We start from the raw sequence: 14746 nt of genomic DNA, 5'->3' as shown, positions 1-14746 counted from the left end.
CACGCACGAGAGCGGATTACTTCAGGAGAATGGCGCGAACACTTTTGCCTTTGATCTTGCCTTCTTTCAGCTTGATCAGGGCATTTTTGGCTTTATTGGCGCTGATGGCGACAAAAGCGTGCGTCTGGGTCAGATCGATCTTACCAATCTGATCGGCACTGAAGCCTGCTTCACCGGTCAGGGCACCTAAAATATCGCCCGGACGGATCTTGGCTTTGCGGCCACCATCAATGCACAGCGTCATCATCGCAGCCGGTAATGGTTGAGACGCTTTCCCTTTCAGCGTGCCGCTGGAAACCCAGTTAACCGGCTGCTTGAGGAAATCTTCTAAGGCATGGGCGCGCTGCATCTCATCGGCGGCGACAAAACTCACCGCCAGCCCCTCTTCACCGGCACGGCCAGTGCGGCCAATACGGTGCAGATGCACTTCCGGGTCCCACGCCAGCTCGTAGTTCACCACCAGCGCCAGTGATTTGATATCCAGACCACGTGCGGCCACGTCAGTGGCGATCAGCACACGGCTGCTGCCATTGGCGAAACGGATCAAGACGCGCTCACGATCGCGCTGTTCCAGATCGCCGTGCAGCGCAAGGGCGCTGATTTGACGATCGTTCAACGCGGCGGCAATGTCATCACATTCGCGTTTGGTATTACAGAACACCACGCAGGAAGCGGGCTGTTCCTGACTTAACAGTGCGCTGAGGAAATTCAGCTTCTCGCCTTTGCTTGCTTCAAAGTAGCGCTGTTCAATGGCAGGCAAAACTTCTTCGCTTTCGGTGGCAACCGCCAACACATCACGCTGATAGCGCTCACTCAGGCTGGCAATGGTGGTGGGCCAGGTGGCGGAAAACAGCAGGGTCTGACGTGATTCCGGGGTGAAGGCGATAATCGCTTCCATGTCATCACGGAAGCCCATCTCCAGCATCCGGTCGGCTTCATCCAGCACCAGGGTTTGCAGCTGGCTGAGATCGAGCGTATCGCGCTTCAGGTGATCGAGAATACGGCCCGGTGTGCCCACCACGATCTGCGGCGCATGCACCAGTGAATCGCGCTGGGCGCTCATCGGCTGGCCGCCGCACAGGGTCAGAATCTTAATATTGCGGGTAAAACGGGCCAACTGGCGCAACACGTTACTGACCTGGTCGGCCAGTTCGCGGGTTGGGCAAAGGACCAGCGCCTGGGTCTGGATGCGGGTGTTGTCGATCTGGTTTAGCAGGCCCACACCAAAAGCAGCGGTTTTTCCGCTCCCGGTTTTCGCCTGCGCACGCACATCGCGGCCTGCAAGAATGGCGGGCAGGGCGGCGGCCTGAATCGGCGTCATGGCGTCGAAGCCCATCTCGCGCAGGTTATCGAGTTGGCTGGCAGGCAGTTGCGTCAGGGTAGAAAAAGCAGTCACGGGATGGTCTCTAAATAGCGGGTAGGATTGCGGCGGTAAGTCTGGCAGAAAGGGGCGACATCGGCAATTTTTTCCTGCATCCCGGTAGGGTAATACCGGGTCTGAATTGGTCCTACCAATCAAGAGAAAACCCCCTGCGCTGTCACACATCGCTAAATTTCCTCTTGCCAGCGTTGCAACAGCCCAAGAACCGGTAAATCCTCTGTTATCTGTCACTCCGTGACCTCGTTTGGTAGGACCAATTTTTATGTCTTATCCCCCTACGGCGGTTGTTTCGCTGAATCTGGTTGAACGGCTACAGCGCTGGATTGAGCAACAGGCGCTTGAACCCGGCATGCGGCTACCGGCTGAACGCCAACTGGCGGCACAGTTAGGCGTATCGCGTTCTTCTCTGCGCGAGGCGCTGCAACAGCTCATTAGCAGCGGCTTACTGACCAGCCGACGCGGCGGAGGGACCTGGCTATGCCAGCCTCTGGCAAGCTGGAGCGAGCAGCAAATCGTTGCGCCCATTCGCCCCCTGCTGGCGCAGGACCCCGACTATGGCTTTGATGTATTAGAAGCGCGCTATGCCATTGAAGGAGGAACGGCCTGGTATGCCGCACTGCGCGCCACGGCGGCGGATAAAGAGCGATTGCAGTTGGCATTTGATGCCACGCTGAAAATCCAGCAGCACGATGACCCGCAGCTCGCGGCGCAGGCCGATGTGCGCTTTCACCTCGCGATTGCCGAGGCGTCGCATAACCTGGTGCTGTTACAAACGATGCGGGGGTTCTTTACGCTGCTGCACTCCTCGGTACAGCAAAGTCGGGAGCATATGTATCTGCACCCCAAAGTCTTTGCTCAACTCACTGAACAGCATCAGACGTTGCTGGCCGCGATCCTCGCGGGTGAGCCAGAAAGTGCCCGTCAGGCCGCGACGGCACACCTCAGTTTTGTTCACTCCACGCTAAAGGGACAACAGGAGAATGAGGCCCGTCTGGCACGCATTACTCGTTTGCCTGGCGTTGAACCGCTTTGATACAAGGAAACCGAAAATGATTATTTCTGCCGCCAGTGACTATCGCGCTGCTGCACAACGTATTCTGCCCCCGTTCCTGTTTCACTACCTTGACGGTGGGGCGTACAGCGAGCACACCCTGCGGCGCAATGTGGCCGATCTCTCTGATGTTGCGCTGCGCCAGCGAGTGCTAAAAAACATGGCCGATCTCAGCCTGGAAACCCGTTTGTTTAATGAAACGCTGGCGATGCCGGTGGCGCTGGCACCGGTCGGTTTATGCGGCATGTATGCCCGACGCGGGGAAGTGCAGGCGGCGCGCGCGGCGGCGTTGAAAGGGATTCCTTTTACGCTTTCGACGGTTTCAGTCTGTCCGATAGAAGAGGTCGCTCCGCAAATTAATCGCCCGATGTGGTTCCAGCTCTACGTGCTGCGTGACCGGGGATTCATGCGTAATGCGCTGGAGCGGGCAAAGGCCGCTGGCTGCTCAACGTTGGTCTTTACCGTGGATATGCCGACGCCCGGCGCGCGCTACCGTGATGCGCACTCTGGCATGAGTGGCCCTTACGCTGCCCTGCGCCGTTACGCGCAATCGGTGACGCACCCGCAATGGGCATGGGATGTGGGCCTGCATGGCCGGCCACACGACTTAGGCAACATCTCCGCCTATTTAGGGAAACCCACGGGCCTCGAAGATTACATTGGCTGGCTGGCGAACAATTTCGATCCCTCTATCTCCTGGCAAGATCTGGAGTGGATCCGCGAATTCTGGGATGGCCCGATGATCATCAAAGGCATTCTGGACCCGGAAGATGCGCGTGATGCAGTGCGGTTTGGTGCCGATGGGATTGTCGTTTCCAATCACGGTGGACGTCAGTTGGATGGGGTTTTATCCACCGCCCGTGCGCTTCCTGCGATTGCTGATGCAGTGAAAGGGGATATTGCGATTCTGGCTGACAGCGGTATCCGTAACGGACTGGATGTGGTGCGTATGATTGCGCTGGGCGCAGATACGGTATTGCTGGGCCGGGCTTTCCTGTATGCGTTAGCGACTCATGGCCAGCGCGGGGTGGAAAACCTGCTGTCGCTGATTGAGAAAGAGATGAAAGTCGCCATGACGCTCACTGGCGCGAAGTCTATTGCAGAGATCAGCCAGGATTCGCTGGTGCAGGCCGATGCAGAGTTACAGCAACGGGCTCGCGCTGCGCGGCCACTCTCGGTGTGCTAACCGCACATTTGCCTTCCCTGGCTATACTTATTCTCTCTTACCAACAGGAGGAACAAGATGTCTATTCATAAGAAAGGCTCAGCTCACTGGGAAGGCGATATTAAAGGCAAAGGGACCGTCAGCACGGAAAGTGGCGTTCTCAACCAACAGCCCTATGGCTTTAATACCCGCTTTGAGGGACAAAAAGGGACCAACCCGGAAGAACTGATTGGCGCAGCACATGCGGCCTGTTTCTCAATGGCGCTCTCATTGATGCTGGGCAACGCGGGTCATAAGGCAGAAAGCATTGATACCACGGCGGATGTTTCACTGGATAAAGACGGTGAGGGGTTTACCATCACCAAAGTGGCATTGACCAGCTCGGTTAAGCTGCCGGGCATCGACAGTGCGAAGTTTGATGAGATTATTAAGCAAGCCAAGGCGGGATGCCCAGTCTCCAAACTGTTAAAAGCCGAGATTACCCTCGACTATAAGCTCAACTGATAGCAACTGATGTGCCACCGGCACATCAGGCATACGCGTGTTCATCATGATCCCGGCGCTGGCGGACATTGCTTTTGGCAATACGCTGCGCCTTCTCCGGGTCACCCACCAGAAACTCGAAAGTCGGTGAGTAGTAGAACGGCAGCCAGCCGCCATAGCCACTCTCCCACTCCCAGCGTACCGGGCATGGCCAGAGAATATCCTCGTACATAATGTAATAGACCCAACGCCCATTAGGGCGACGGGGACGAGTTTTTTTCATGGGGTTCACAACGACTAAAGTCTAAAACAGGTTATATTTTGTACGCTAAACACCCTATGCGCAATGTTCAGACGGCAATTCTTCGGCCTCGATCTCAAGGCGTTTCGTCACGGTGCACTTCACCGCACAGCAGGACCACATGTGGGCGGACTTTCTGAATGCGCACTGCCATTTGCTCACACTGTGCTTTAGTGGGGTAGATACGCTCTGACACCGGCAAGGCATCACAGGCATCGTTACCACATGCACTCACAAGTAACACAAAACCAATCAGCATGATCGGGCTCCTTTGACTCATTCCTGATGGCACAGAACTGAAGGGTGATGAAGCATTTTTCCACCCAGTATAGCCAATTGCAACCAGAGTCACTTATCTCCCAGAGCGGCTTTCAAGCGTAAGCGACCAAATTATGTGCACTGAGGCCGTCGCCTTATGCATTGAGTTAAACAGTGTAGCCCTTAAGATGCTGTGGTGTGGCGCATGGAAGTCTACCCTGAGGGCCCCTTTTTAGCAGTACAGATAAATTGCTGCGCTGAAGAGCCAATACTACCGCTCTCCTGATTAGTGGTGATTACTGCCGATCTACTGCTGTTTATCATAGTTAAAATGTATTTTTTTGGCAGATGAATGAAAACACCTATTGCAGGAATGGGTTGTGGCGATGTTTTAATTTCACTAGTGCGTGCAATGTATAAGATGATGCTTGCTTTGCTAATCAAATTCTCCACAACACCAATTTCACTACTGAACTTTTATTGTTACGGCTAAGTTGTTTGTATTATAAAGATTTTCTTGTTCTTTTTTAAGGTGTTCATCTCTCCCATGGATTGGGTTTATTTAATCTTTAAAATATTCAAGACCAGGCTTGTTTTGTTTTCTTCCTGGCAACTGCACTATTTGTTTTCCATGAATATGACTAAACATCATGGAAGGATGAAGCTTCATTTTCCAATTTGTCATGTTCATTTTTTACATCTTCAGACACGCAGTGATTTTATATTTTTAATAAGTAATAAGGAAAACTAATGCGCAAATCTACCTTTATTCTGGCACCTGTTGCCCTGATTCTGCTCGCCGCTTCAGGTTCTGCACTGGCGGCGGGTAAAAACGCCACGCTGTCAGTGACGGCCAACATCTCGAAAACCACCTGTGACGTTAACCTGACGCGTGATGCGATTGACCTTGGTAACTTTACAAAAGCTGATTTCAGCGCAGCAAACCCAAAAGAACCAATTAAAAGCGATACGGTTACCGTTTCTCTGGCAAACTGCCAGGCTACTACCGAGGACGGCACCGCAAGTTTGATTATTACCGGTGAGACGCTGGCTGCTCACGCTGATATGTTTAACATCTCTCCTTCTGATGACATTGCGATTATGGTTGCAGATTTGGCAACACCTGACGACTATATCAAGAAAAACGAAAAAATTAAGTTGGAGGAATTTACATCCGGTAATGGTGCTACAGCGCCTGAACTGAATGCATTGACTAAATCCTTTACTGTCGGCGTTGCTAAAACGGTAGCAACAGGTGCTGATCCAGTTACCACCGGTTCAATTCGTGCTCCGATTACCTTCCAGTTCGATTATAACTAATCACGCTTAATTATCGGCAGGTGAATTTTATCCTGCCGCTTATTAAAGGCCGCATACTATGTCTCGCTCTGTATTTACGTTATCAGCTATTATTGCGTTACTTGTGATGCCGTTTACCTGCCAGTCCGAAGGTTTTGGGATTAATGCCCTGCGGGTGATTTATAACGAAGGTGAATCTACGACCACAGTGACCCTGCGTAATACTGACCCCACTACGCCAAATTTAGTTCAGGCTGGCGTAAGTCGCATCTCATCCGCTATGGAAGCTACCCCTTTTGATGTAATTCCACCGCTGTTTCGCCTGGAGCCTGCCAGCGTACATCAGGTGCGAATTGTGATGCGACCTCACTCGCTGCCTTCCGATCGTGAATCGGTTTTCTACTTTCGCGCGCTAGCCATTCCTGCATCAAAGGCGAATCAAAGCCTTGAAGAGACCGCAAGGATTAAAGGCAAGGCCAGTTTTGGCGTGTCCAACACCATTAAGCTGTTCTACCGTCCTCAAGATTTACCCGGAGAGGCGATTGATGCTCAACGTGGATTGCAATTTTCACGCGTCGAACAGGGCCTGAAAGTCAGTAACCCTTCGGCCTATCACGTCAGTTTTGCTGCAATGAGCGTTGGTGGGAAAAAGCTGCCACTCGATGAAAATGAAGCAAAAATGATTGCACCACACGCGAGCTATATCTGGCGCGCGAGTGGTGTGCAAGGTGATGTGAAGTGGAAAACGATTGGTGATAACGGGGAATATCATGAGTTTAGCCAAAAGCTGCCGTAATAACGCAGTGGCGCTGATGTTGCTCGTATTGTCAGGGCTTTATAGCACTCAGACATATGCCATAACGCTGAATTTTTCTGCCACCCTGGTGAACGGCAGCTGTGACTTTGAGTTGGATCGGCCGCATGTGGTGCTCGGTGGCATGCCAATTCAGGAATCCAGTATTTTGCCGGGTACGCTGGTGGCGGCGGAAAGAGTGAATCTCAATGTGTCGAATTGCAGTGGTGTAGACGCCTCTCTCAGCCCGGTAATTCGCGTATCCGGGACAGGAAAAACACTGGGAAAATGGGCGTTTCGCAGTAACACCTCCACCAGTGAAAACATTGGCGTGATGCTGGTACAAACCGATACGCCACCGTCCTACGGCAGCACGGCATTAGGGAACAATGACACGGTAAATTTACGCACCACCGGAAGTACTGTGCCCGATCAGGATGTGCCCTTTTATGTTGGTGCTATCTGCGGAACACCTGGCACTTGCGCAGGCCTTAAAGCCGGTACGCTGGCTGCCAATATTGAATTTATGCTCGATTTCCCCTGAGGCCATGATGAAGTTATCAACCCTTTTTTTCCATACCTTGTGCGTGGGCAGCTCGCTTTGGCTTTATGGTCCGGCACAAGCGGCGAAAGGCGGTATAAGCCTCGATAGAAGTCGCATTATTTTTAACGCTGGCGATAAAGCGCAAACGCTGAACCTGCTAAACCAGGGGGATAAAAATTACCTGCTACAAAGCCGTGTTTTGCTGGCGGAAGAGGGTGAAGAGACAGCTGCGCCTTTTATTATCACGCCGCCGATGTTCAAGCTGACAGCACAAAGTTCACAGACACTGCGCATTTTGTCGTCAGCAACAGATTTACCAGCAGATAAAGAATCTCTCTTTACTCTAGCGATACGCGCTATTCCCGCCGGACTTCAGTCAGATGTGGATGCCTCACAGGTTAGCATGGGCATGCGCTTCAACCTGAAGCTGATCTATCGGCCAACCCGCGTAGCTGCGCCCTCGGCCGGAAAAATATGTAGTTTGCGCTTTTCAAATCAGACAGGCGCGGTGCGCATTGATAACCCCACACCGTGGGTGGTCACGCTTATCAATCTGAAACTGGATAACCACGCCATGGTTTCCGCGCCTCCGCTGATGCTGCTGCCTGGTGAATCACACGCAGTCAATCATAGGTCGGCACAGCAGGCGCAGTGGCAGGCGGTTGACGACTATGGCGGTCTCTATCCTGCTTGCCAAACCACCATTACCGCAATCCAGGAGACGTCATGAGTCTGTACCGTATTTTAAAGCATTCACTGCTGGTTCTCAGCCTGATGTGCCTCAGCAGTACTTTTGCTAACGCGGCAGATCATGATGAACGGCCGGGTTTGACCTATTACGTGATGCGCGTGATTTACCCTGAAAACGAAAAAGGGGGAGTTACGCTGACAACGTATAACAAAACAGACCGTGCATGGCTGTTGCAATCCTTTATCCGGCCCGTAGGCGAGGAGGGGCTGCCCGATTTTGACGGTGCCAGCAACGCCAAAATGCCGTTTATCGTGACACCGCCGCTGGAGCGTTTGGATGCGCAAAGTGAATTGACGCTGCGCATTCGTCGCAATGAAGTTTCACTGCCAGACGATCGTGAATCCGTGTTTTTCATCGCCATGAAAGCCATCCCGGCACAGCAGGAGAACCAGGGTACTGGCGAGAGCAAAGTGGTGCTGGCGGTGGTTAATAACATGAAAGTGTTCTATCGCCCGATTGGGCTCAAAAAACGCGCTATTGAATACCTCGATCATGAATTGCGCTTCCGCAAAGAAGATCATCAGCTTATTGCTGTTAACCCGACGCCTTACTGGATCACTTTTTCCCACCTTCAGGCAGGCAAGCAGGCGCTAAATAAGGAACAGCTACGCCTGATGGTTCCGCCTGAAGGGGAGCGAATTTATACATTGCCGCAAAAAGTGACCGGCAAAATTAAGTGGCAGCTCATTGATGAAGATGGCTGGAGCACCAAGGTCAGATACCAGAATTAATATTTTTATCTTTGCTGATTTGAAGTTTTTGTGGGCCCGATAATAATGAAAACGAAATTCCCTCATCCTCAATTACTGGCCGTGCTGATTGGTCTTGCTCTGCTGGCAAATAACCATCCCGTGCAGGCGGACGACTACTTCGATCCGGCATTTTTAACCATGAACGGAATACAGGTAGAAACGTTGGACCTGAGCCACTTCGCGACCTCAGGTAGGGTACCGCCAGGCACTTATATGGTAAGTGTTTTCGTCAACCGTAACGATATGGGCCAGCATAGCCTGACATTTGCACCTGATGCCAAAGGTCAGGTTGAAGCTCAGCTCACCCCCGCATTCCTCGAAGAGATGGGGGTGAATGTCAAAGGAATGCCGAATATGCGCAATCTTCCCCTCGATCAGCCTGTAGAGAATCTTGCGAGCTTAATTGAACATGCCAGCATTCGCTTTAGCTTCGCAAAATTACAGCTGGATATCAGTATTCCACAGATTGCGATGCAGCCAAGTACGCGCGGAGCGATTGATCCGGCTAAATGGGATCACGGTGTCCCCGCTTTTCTGCTCAACTATAACCTGAACGGCAGTCGTAGCTGGCAATCTGGTGGCGTTGATAGCAACAGCCTGTTTGTCGCGGCCAATGGGGGTTTTAATCTTGATGTCTGGCGACTACGTAGCAGCATGTACGGCTATAAAACCATGCAAAAAGCACCAGGCCAAAGTAAACACAGCGTAGAAAAGCTGGCGTTTTCTAACATCTATTTAATGCGTGACATCAGGGCACTGAATGCAGAACTGCTGTTAGGTGAAAACAGTACCAGTAATGATGTCTTTGACAGTGTCCCTTTTAGCGGTGTGCGCATGAGCTCGAACGATGAAATGCTGCCCTATGTGATGCGCGGTTTTGCCCCAGTGATTGAAGGCATTGCACAAAGCAATGCTCGCATTACCGTTCTACAAAATGGCAGCATTATTTATCAAACTTATGTCGCACCAGGGCCATTTCGTCTGGAGGATTTGGGGCAGACCGGTCAGGGTGGAGATCTTACGGTGAATATCACCGAAGCTGACGGCACCGTTCGCACTCAGGTGATTGCGGTCTCCTCTCTACCCGTTATGCGCCGTGAAGGCAGCCTCAAATATGACGTGACGGCAGGGCGTTATAACGGTGGTATCACCGCCGGTTCACGTGAGGCAGAATTTTTACAAGGCACGGTTATTTATGGCCTGCCTTTTAACATGACACTGTATGGCGGTGCGCTAATGGCGCGAGATTATCGCAGCGCGGTTGCCGGAACGGGCGTTTCGCTGGGAATGATGGGGGCGCTCTCAGCGGATGTGACTGCTTCTCGCGCCAGGATTCGCGGCCTGGGAGAGCAACAAAAAGGGGAATCTTATCGCCTGCGTTATGCCAAAAGTATGTTGAGCACCGGCACCAGTATTGATCTCGCAGCATATCGTTATTCAACGCGTCACTATTATAGCTTTGCCGACTACAACAACACGGGTTATCAGTTACGTGACGATCAGGCCCCTTGGGTTTTAGCACGCCAGCGTTCCGCATTCCAGTTACGAACAAGTCAAGCATTAGGACGCTGGGGTGCGGCTTACATTTCAGCATCGCGTCATGATTACTGGGGAAAAAACCAGGTCATGAACACGGTGTCAGCAGGGTATAGCGGCAATTATAAAGGTGTTAGCTACGGGCTGGCTTACAGTATTGATCGTACCCGAGGCAACGGTGACTGGCCGGAAAATCGCACCTACGCCTTCAACATGTCAGTGCCGTTGAATGTGTTGGGGTCGAAACTTGCCAGCAGTAATGCTTACGCCAGCTATCAAGCTACGCATCAGAAAAATGGGCGAGTGCAGCAATCCGCAGGGGTGAGCGGCAGCGCCTTTGATTCCCGATTCTCTTACAGTGCGATGCAGGGCTGGTCGAATGGCGGGCAGAGCGACAACAGTACGCTTAATGCTGCCTGGTCGGGCAGCAAGGGTAACCTGTCAGGCGGCTACAGCCAGACTAGCGGTAACCGTTCAATTAACTTCAGTGGCAACGGTGGCCTGGTGGTGCATCCCGAAGGGATTACGTTCAGTAAATCACTCGGTAGCTCGGTTGCGATCGTTAGCGCGCCGGAGGCTACTGGTGCCAGCGTTGGCTATGGTGGGGCAAAAATAGACAGCCGTGGTTATGCCTTAGTGCCGCATATGATCAACTATCAGGGCAATAATATTAACCTTAACCCGGCGTCACTGCCGGACAATGTTGATTTGGTCCATAACAGCGCCACTGTCTACCCCACTAAAGGTGCAGTGGTTATGGCAACATTCGCGACTAAAGTGGGCCATCAGGCGCTAATCACCCTGGAACGCCGCACGGGGACGGTGCCGTTTGGTGCCATTGCGAGTTTAATCAGCGATGAAAACAGTTTGCCAAACACCGGAATTGTTGGTGATGCCGGGCAGCTATATATGAGTGGCTTGCCCGAAGTGGGCGAAATAAGGGTGAAATGGGGGCGTCAGGACGATCAGCAATGTGTTGCCCGTTATAGCCTGAAAAATATTCCTGCGGCTTCGGATAATAATCCTATTCTCACCCTGGCCGCGCGTTGTAAATAATTAAGGCTATTTTTTATGATAAAGAACAAACTAATTTTCAAAGTGAAGTCTTATAGGTTTTCTGGATTTTTATGGCTGTTTTTCGCTACGGTATTTTCAGCGCAGGCGGAAAAAATTACCATTGGTAAAGGGGCAGGTATCGTGTGGGAGGGGTTACCATTTAGTGCGTCCATGATGATTTATGTTAATAACCCCGACATGTATGGTGCTGATGGACTATTATCTATTTCTGATAAAGATGGCTCAACGGAGACCTCTTGTATCCCCTCTTCTGAACTTTATGCAGTAAATGGTATACAGACCTTAAAACTAGTTGATGGCATAGGATTGGTACCACGTGCATTTGGTTCAGCATCTTATACTGATTATTTTTCATCTGGACGCTACCACGTTACGGGTACAATTGGTTTTCCTCAAACCAGAGGGGAAAATACAGCAGGTAACAGTATTGTAGTCCCTTTCACCATTGATGGTAAATCCCGCGACTGGTGCTTGCCACCAAAAAATACCACTGATCATTATACTCCTTATTTTTATAAGGCGGGTTCTTATGCACATGCATCTGTCAACGGAGACTGGGCTATTGTTGCTGATGGCAATCAAACAGCACAAGATAATATTAAAATAATGCCAATGTATGTTTCTACAACGCTTGATGTTCAAACCGATTATCGTACTATTTTACCTACAAATGTTGATTTGCGTATTTCAACTTTATCCTGCTCGGTAGACACGCCAACGGAAATTAATTTTGGTGCCGTAGCGCGTAATCTCACCCCTCACGCTGAACTGGCGCAAAAAAACAATGAACTCTATGTTGCCTGCTCACAGGACAGTACGGGTCCCACGATTGATGCTAATATTAATGTGCAGTTCCGTCCGCTCAGCGGACTTTACAACGGGGAGATCAATAAACTGGCGCTTAACGAGGGTGGGGGCTATATCACTGGCTCTATCCCTGGGGTAACCAGCGAAGGTCATTGTGGCAGTGCAGCGGCGGGTGTCACTTTCGATAACAAGCCCATAAAAGTGGGCAGCATTGCGAAAGGGGAGTTGAGCATCAGGCTAAATCATCAAATCGACTGGCGGCTCTGCTCTGGCGGTGCATCTCTTCCCAGCGGGAAAGTCACGGCTTCAACCGAGATGCTGGTCACTTACAATTAAAAACCCCTGCTGAGTTGTGCTGAAAGTGGGATACGTGATGGGTTACATATCCCACTGAACGCATCGTACCTCTTTTGCTACTGCGATTTTAAGCAACAGAGTGCTGAATCAGGCGTATAACCACGCAGGCAGAATCGCGATCAGATTGTTGAGGGTATGCAGGAAGATGGGCAGCGCCAGGCTGTTGCTGCGCAGGCGCGCGTAACATAACAGCATGGAAAACAGCGTCAGCGCTACAATGGTCTCCCAGTGCACATACTGAGTATGCATCGCGGCAAACAGCAGGGAAGTCAGCAACGTGCAGGCAAAGCGGCTTTTGGGTGCCCACAGCAGAAACCCTTGCAGCAGAAATCCCCGAAATAACACCTCTTCAAACACCGGAGCCAGTAATACCGCCGTGAGCAGCAGCATCAACATTGAGCTGCGGCCCTGCTGGCTTTGGGCGATCAACCACCCCTCTGGCTGTAAGAACTGGGTTTGCGCCACCATCAACACCAGCAGTGCGCCGACAAACAACAACGTCTGACCTGGATGTAAATAGCCCAGCGGGATATCGGTGCGGCGTTGGCAGTAGAAGCGATACAGCGGATAAATCACCGCGAATTCGAACAGGCAAAGCACCGGTACCAACAGACCATCACTGCGCAGTACCCCATAGTTGGGGAATAGCGTAATCAGCATCGTCACCAGGTAGTAAACGATGAAACAACCGCCATAGAACAGCGTTAGCGTCATACGGTCAGAATGGGTGTTCATAGTGGACTCAGCCAGAGAAGATTGACGCATAGTAGCAACGCCTCAGAAAGCTGTCGAGAGCGTGTGCAGAGACGGCGTAAACAGGACGAAAGGCAGAAAAAACGTCGTAAATCAAACGTAACGGTAGCTTAAGCACCTTCAATCCTGCTTTGTGGGCAAAAGTCTGAAGTGAAGAGCGTAACAAGCTGTTTCTACAGCAGGCGTTAACGCACTTTGACTGCGACAGCGGTCATTAGCACCACGCAGAGAATAAAAATGATGATAGCCATGAATGTTTTCCTCAGATAAATCTTAGTTAAGTGTAGTCCTTATCTGGACTTGCTTTGCACACAACGTGTGATTTATCTGAAAGTTCGGCTCTGGAGGACGGTTTTTTTGGGAGCTATCTGGTTGTTGCAGCGCGGTTTTCCCGGCACTCTGCATTATCAGGTTTGCAGACCACCGAGGATAAAAAAATGAAGAAAAGTATCATGCTGTGGGGTGTACTCGCGATGGCACTGCTGGCGGGCTGTCAGTGGCACGACCCGGCATCAACCAAGACCCTGTCTGACGCCGGTGATGTTTGCGGTGCCGCGCACTATCAGCACCAGATTGGTAAACCGCTTAACAGCGTGGCGCAACTCTCTATCCCGAAACAGGTGCCGGTGCGTATCCTGCCGTGGAACAGCGCCGCAACCATGGATTTCTTCCCGAATCGATTAAACTTCGCGGGGGATAAAGCGGACAACATTAACCGGGTGTTCTGCGGTTAAAAATTTCGAGCATTGTCATCTGCCTGTCACGCCAGACGAAGAAGATAGCCGGGTATTACGGAGATTTCCTCGTCACTCTTCATATGCAATGCTCGTCTTGTTTCTTCCCGCTACGGCGGGAATTTTTTTGCCCGTAGCGGGGGATTTACAGCAGCGAGTTTTCCATCAGTTGCGTTAGCAGGCGACGATAATTTTCCAGTTGTTGCTGGTCACCTTCCTGTTCGAGCTTGTTAATCAGACGGATAAGCAGTTCTTTGCTGCTTACCGGTTGCCCTTCACGCATCAGTTCGCTCATCACCGTCGCGAGCACATCCGTTTCCTGGGGAGCGTTCCATGTTGGGCTATTGAAGTAGTCAGTGATGGCACGGCTGGCACTTTCAGGTTGCATTCTCATGTTTCACCTCGGCAAAAATGCAGTTCGCCGCAGGCCAGAATCGCTGCGGGTTACGCCGTCATGTTCTTGTTGTCTCCGGCAGGACGCCGGATAATACCAGCAGGGCTGTTGGTTTTTTAAACATAGTTGCGCGTATCAGAATTGTCAGTAACGTTTGGTCATCTTTTTTCATCCTGTTGACATCATTGTGACAGAGCGATACGTAGAAAAGGTTCGAAACCACATAATTGCAGGGGAAATGGCCGCTTTGCCGCAGATGCCAAAGCTGAAGGGAAGCGTAACAGCAAAAAAATGCGTTTTACATTTTGTG

The 14746-nt window shown here is 51.3% G+C and carries 17 protein-coding genes; 11 read left to right on the top strand and 6 right to left on the bottom strand.

The genetic code is table 11. The features are described from left to right. Positions 1-16: 16 nt before the first annotated feature. The gene (gene dbpA / locus F3J40_RS17960; protein ID WP_167016744.1) at positions 17-1396 is read right to left on the bottom strand and encodes an ATP-dependent RNA helicase DbpA; all 1380 of its coding nucleotides are present in this window, start codon (positions 1394-1396) and stop codon (positions 17-19) included. Then, positions 1393-1515, bottom strand: a complete 123-nt coding sequence (locus F3J40_RS25070) for a hypothetical protein (RefSeq protein ID WP_255464880.1) — start codon at positions 1513-1515, stop codon at positions 1393-1395. The genes dbpA and F3J40_RS25070 overlap by 4 nt, the downstream gene beginning before the upstream one ends. 128 nt (positions 1516-1643) lie before the next feature. On the opposite strand from F3J40_RS25070, the gene lldR reads away from it, so the two are divergent. Genes lldR through F3J40_RS17945 form a run of 3 tightly spaced genes read left to right on the top strand, consistent with a single transcriptional unit; the run spans position 1644 to position 4101 of the window. Beyond that, entirely contained in the window at positions 1644-2414 is a 771-nt protein-coding gene (gene lldR, locus F3J40_RS17955; RefSeq protein WP_167016742.1) for a transcriptional regulator LldR, read from the top strand. Between the two features lie 16 nt (positions 2415-2430). Then, a complete protein-coding gene (lldD, locus tag F3J40_RS17950) occupies positions 2431-3618 on the top strand; it encodes an FMN-dependent L-lactate dehydrogenase LldD (RefSeq protein WP_167016740.1) in 1188 nt (395 codons plus the stop codon). Positions 3619-3675: 57 nt separating this feature from the next. Further along, positions 3676-4101 carry an OsmC family protein gene (locus tag F3J40_RS17945; protein ID WP_167016739.1) on the top strand — a complete coding sequence of 142 codons (426 nt, stop codon included), beginning with the start codon at positions 3676-3678 and terminating at the stop codon, positions 4099-4101. Between the two features lie 25 nt (positions 4102-4126). Here the strand turns inward: F3J40_RS17945 and F3J40_RS17940 are convergent, their stop codons facing one another. Next, positions 4127-4363: a hypothetical protein gene (locus F3J40_RS17940; protein WP_017347951.1), complete on the bottom strand. Its 237-nt coding sequence runs from the start codon at positions 4361-4363 to the stop codon at positions 4127-4129. Between the two features lie 94 nt (positions 4364-4457). After that, the gene (locus F3J40_RS17935; RefSeq protein ID WP_017347950.1) at positions 4458-4640 is read right to left on the bottom strand and encodes a hypothetical protein; all 183 of its coding nucleotides are present in this window, start codon (positions 4638-4640) and stop codon (positions 4458-4460) included. Between the two features lie 749 nt (positions 4641-5389). Between F3J40_RS17935 and F3J40_RS17930 the strand changes: the two genes are divergently transcribed. From F3J40_RS17930 to F3J40_RS17900, 7 genes are read left to right on the top strand one after another with little or no spacing between them, the layout of a single operon-like run. Next, positions 5390-5959, top strand: coding sequence for a fimbrial protein (locus F3J40_RS17930; RefSeq protein WP_167016737.1), 570 nt, complete (start codon positions 5390-5392; stop codon positions 5957-5959). Positions 5960-6017: 58 nt separating this feature from the next. Beyond that, positions 6018-6734 (top strand): fimbrial biogenesis chaperone, encoded by a 717-nt coding sequence (locus F3J40_RS17925; RefSeq protein WP_167016735.1) that lies wholly within the window; start codon positions 6018-6020, stop codon positions 6732-6734. Further along, complete coding sequence (locus tag F3J40_RS17920) at positions 6709-7275, top strand: fimbrial protein (protein ID WP_167016733.1); 567 nt, start codon at positions 6709-6711, stop codon at positions 7273-7275. The genes F3J40_RS17925 and F3J40_RS17920 overlap by 26 nt, the downstream gene beginning before the upstream one ends. A 4-nt stretch (positions 7276-7279) precedes the next feature. Beyond that, on the top strand, positions 7280-8005 hold the full coding sequence (locus tag F3J40_RS17915) for a fimbrial biogenesis chaperone (protein ID WP_167016731.1): 726 nt from the start codon (positions 7280-7282) through the stop codon (positions 8003-8005). Beyond that, the gene (locus F3J40_RS17910; protein ID WP_167016729.1) at positions 8002-8757 is read left to right on the top strand and encodes a fimbrial biogenesis chaperone; all 756 of its coding nucleotides are present in this window, start codon (positions 8002-8004) and stop codon (positions 8755-8757) included. Before F3J40_RS17915 ends, F3J40_RS17910 begins: the two co-directional genes overlap by 4 nt. Before the next feature lie 45 nt (positions 8758-8802). Further along, positions 8803-11370 (top strand): fimbria/pilus outer membrane usher protein, encoded by a 2568-nt coding sequence (locus F3J40_RS17905; RefSeq protein WP_167016727.1) that lies wholly within the window; start codon positions 8803-8805, stop codon positions 11368-11370. Between the two features lie 15 nt (positions 11371-11385). Beyond that, positions 11386-12534, top strand: coding sequence for a hypothetical protein (locus tag F3J40_RS17900; protein ID WP_240155514.1), 1149 nt, complete (start codon positions 11386-11388; stop codon positions 12532-12534). A 108-nt stretch (positions 12535-12642) separates the two neighbouring features. Here the strand turns inward: F3J40_RS17900 and F3J40_RS17895 are convergent, their stop codons facing one another. After that, the gene (locus F3J40_RS17895; RefSeq protein ID WP_026042634.1) at positions 12643-13290 is read right to left on the bottom strand and encodes a CPBP family intramembrane glutamic endopeptidase; all 648 of its coding nucleotides are present in this window, start codon (positions 13288-13290) and stop codon (positions 12643-12645) included. Between the two features lie 455 nt (positions 13291-13745). On the opposite strand from F3J40_RS17895, the gene F3J40_RS17890 reads away from it, so the two are divergent. After that, a complete protein-coding gene (locus tag F3J40_RS17890) occupies positions 13746-14042 on the top strand; it encodes an I78 family peptidase inhibitor (protein WP_017347948.1) in 297 nt (98 codons plus the stop codon). A 145-nt stretch (positions 14043-14187) separates the two neighbouring features. Here the strand turns inward: F3J40_RS17890 and F3J40_RS17885 are convergent, their stop codons facing one another. Then, complete coding sequence (locus F3J40_RS17885; protein WP_167016725.1) at positions 14188-14436, bottom strand: biofilm development regulator YmgB/AriR family protein; 249 nt, start codon at positions 14434-14436, stop codon at positions 14188-14190. Positions 14437-14746 lie beyond the last annotated feature (310 nt).

The organism is Candidatus Pantoea multigeneris, from assembly GCF_011752615.1.
GTDB lineage: Bacteria > Pseudomonadota > Gammaproteobacteria > Enterobacterales > Enterobacteriaceae > Pantoea > Pantoea multigeneris.
This window is presented reverse-complemented; position numbering and strand designations above follow the sequence as displayed.

Coding starts and splice junctions, on each gene's coding strand:
- lldR (WP_167016742.1), top strand. CDS start 1,644: ATGTCTTATCCCCCTACGGCGGTTGTTTCGCTGAATCTGGTTGAACGG.
- lldD (WP_167016740.1), top strand. CDS start 2,431: ATGATTATTTCTGCCGCCAGTGACTATCGCGCTGCTGCACAACGTATT.
- F3J40_RS17945 (WP_167016739.1), top strand. CDS start 3,676: ATGTCTATTCATAAGAAAGGCTCAGCTCACTGGGAAGGCGATATTAAA.
- F3J40_RS17940 (WP_017347951.1), bottom strand. CDS start 4,363: ATGAAAAAAACTCGTCCCCGTCGCCCTAATGGGCGTTGGGTCTATTAC.
- F3J40_RS17935 (WP_017347950.1), bottom strand. CDS start 4,640: ATGCTGATTGGTTTTGTGTTACTTGTGAGTGCATGTGGTAACGATGCC.
- F3J40_RS17930 (WP_167016737.1), top strand. CDS start 5,390: ATGCGCAAATCTACCTTTATTCTGGCACCTGTTGCCCTGATTCTGCTC.
- F3J40_RS17925 (WP_167016735.1), top strand. CDS start 6,018: ATGTCTCGCTCTGTATTTACGTTATCAGCTATTATTGCGTTACTTGTG.
- F3J40_RS17920 (WP_167016733.1), top strand. CDS start 6,709: ATGAGTTTAGCCAAAAGCTGCCGTAATAACGCAGTGGCGCTGATGTTG.
- F3J40_RS17915 (WP_167016731.1), top strand. CDS start 7,280: ATGATGAAGTTATCAACCCTTTTTTTCCATACCTTGTGCGTGGGCAGC.
- F3J40_RS17910 (WP_167016729.1), top strand. CDS start 8,002: ATGAGTCTGTACCGTATTTTAAAGCATTCACTGCTGGTTCTCAGCCTG.
- F3J40_RS17905 (WP_167016727.1), top strand. CDS start 8,803: ATGAAAACGAAATTCCCTCATCCTCAATTACTGGCCGTGCTGATTGGT.
- F3J40_RS17900 (WP_240155514.1), top strand. CDS start 11,386: ATGATAAAGAACAAACTAATTTTCAAAGTGAAGTCTTATAGGTTTTCT.
- F3J40_RS17895 (WP_026042634.1), bottom strand. CDS start 13,290: ATGAACACCCATTCTGACCGTATGACGCTAACGCTGTTCTATGGCGGT.
- F3J40_RS17890 (WP_017347948.1), top strand. CDS start 13,746: ATGAAGAAAAGTATCATGCTGTGGGGTGTACTCGCGATGGCACTGCTG.
- F3J40_RS17885 (WP_167016725.1), bottom strand. CDS start 14,436: ATGAGAATGCAACCTGAAAGTGCCAGCCGTGCCATCACTGACTACTTC.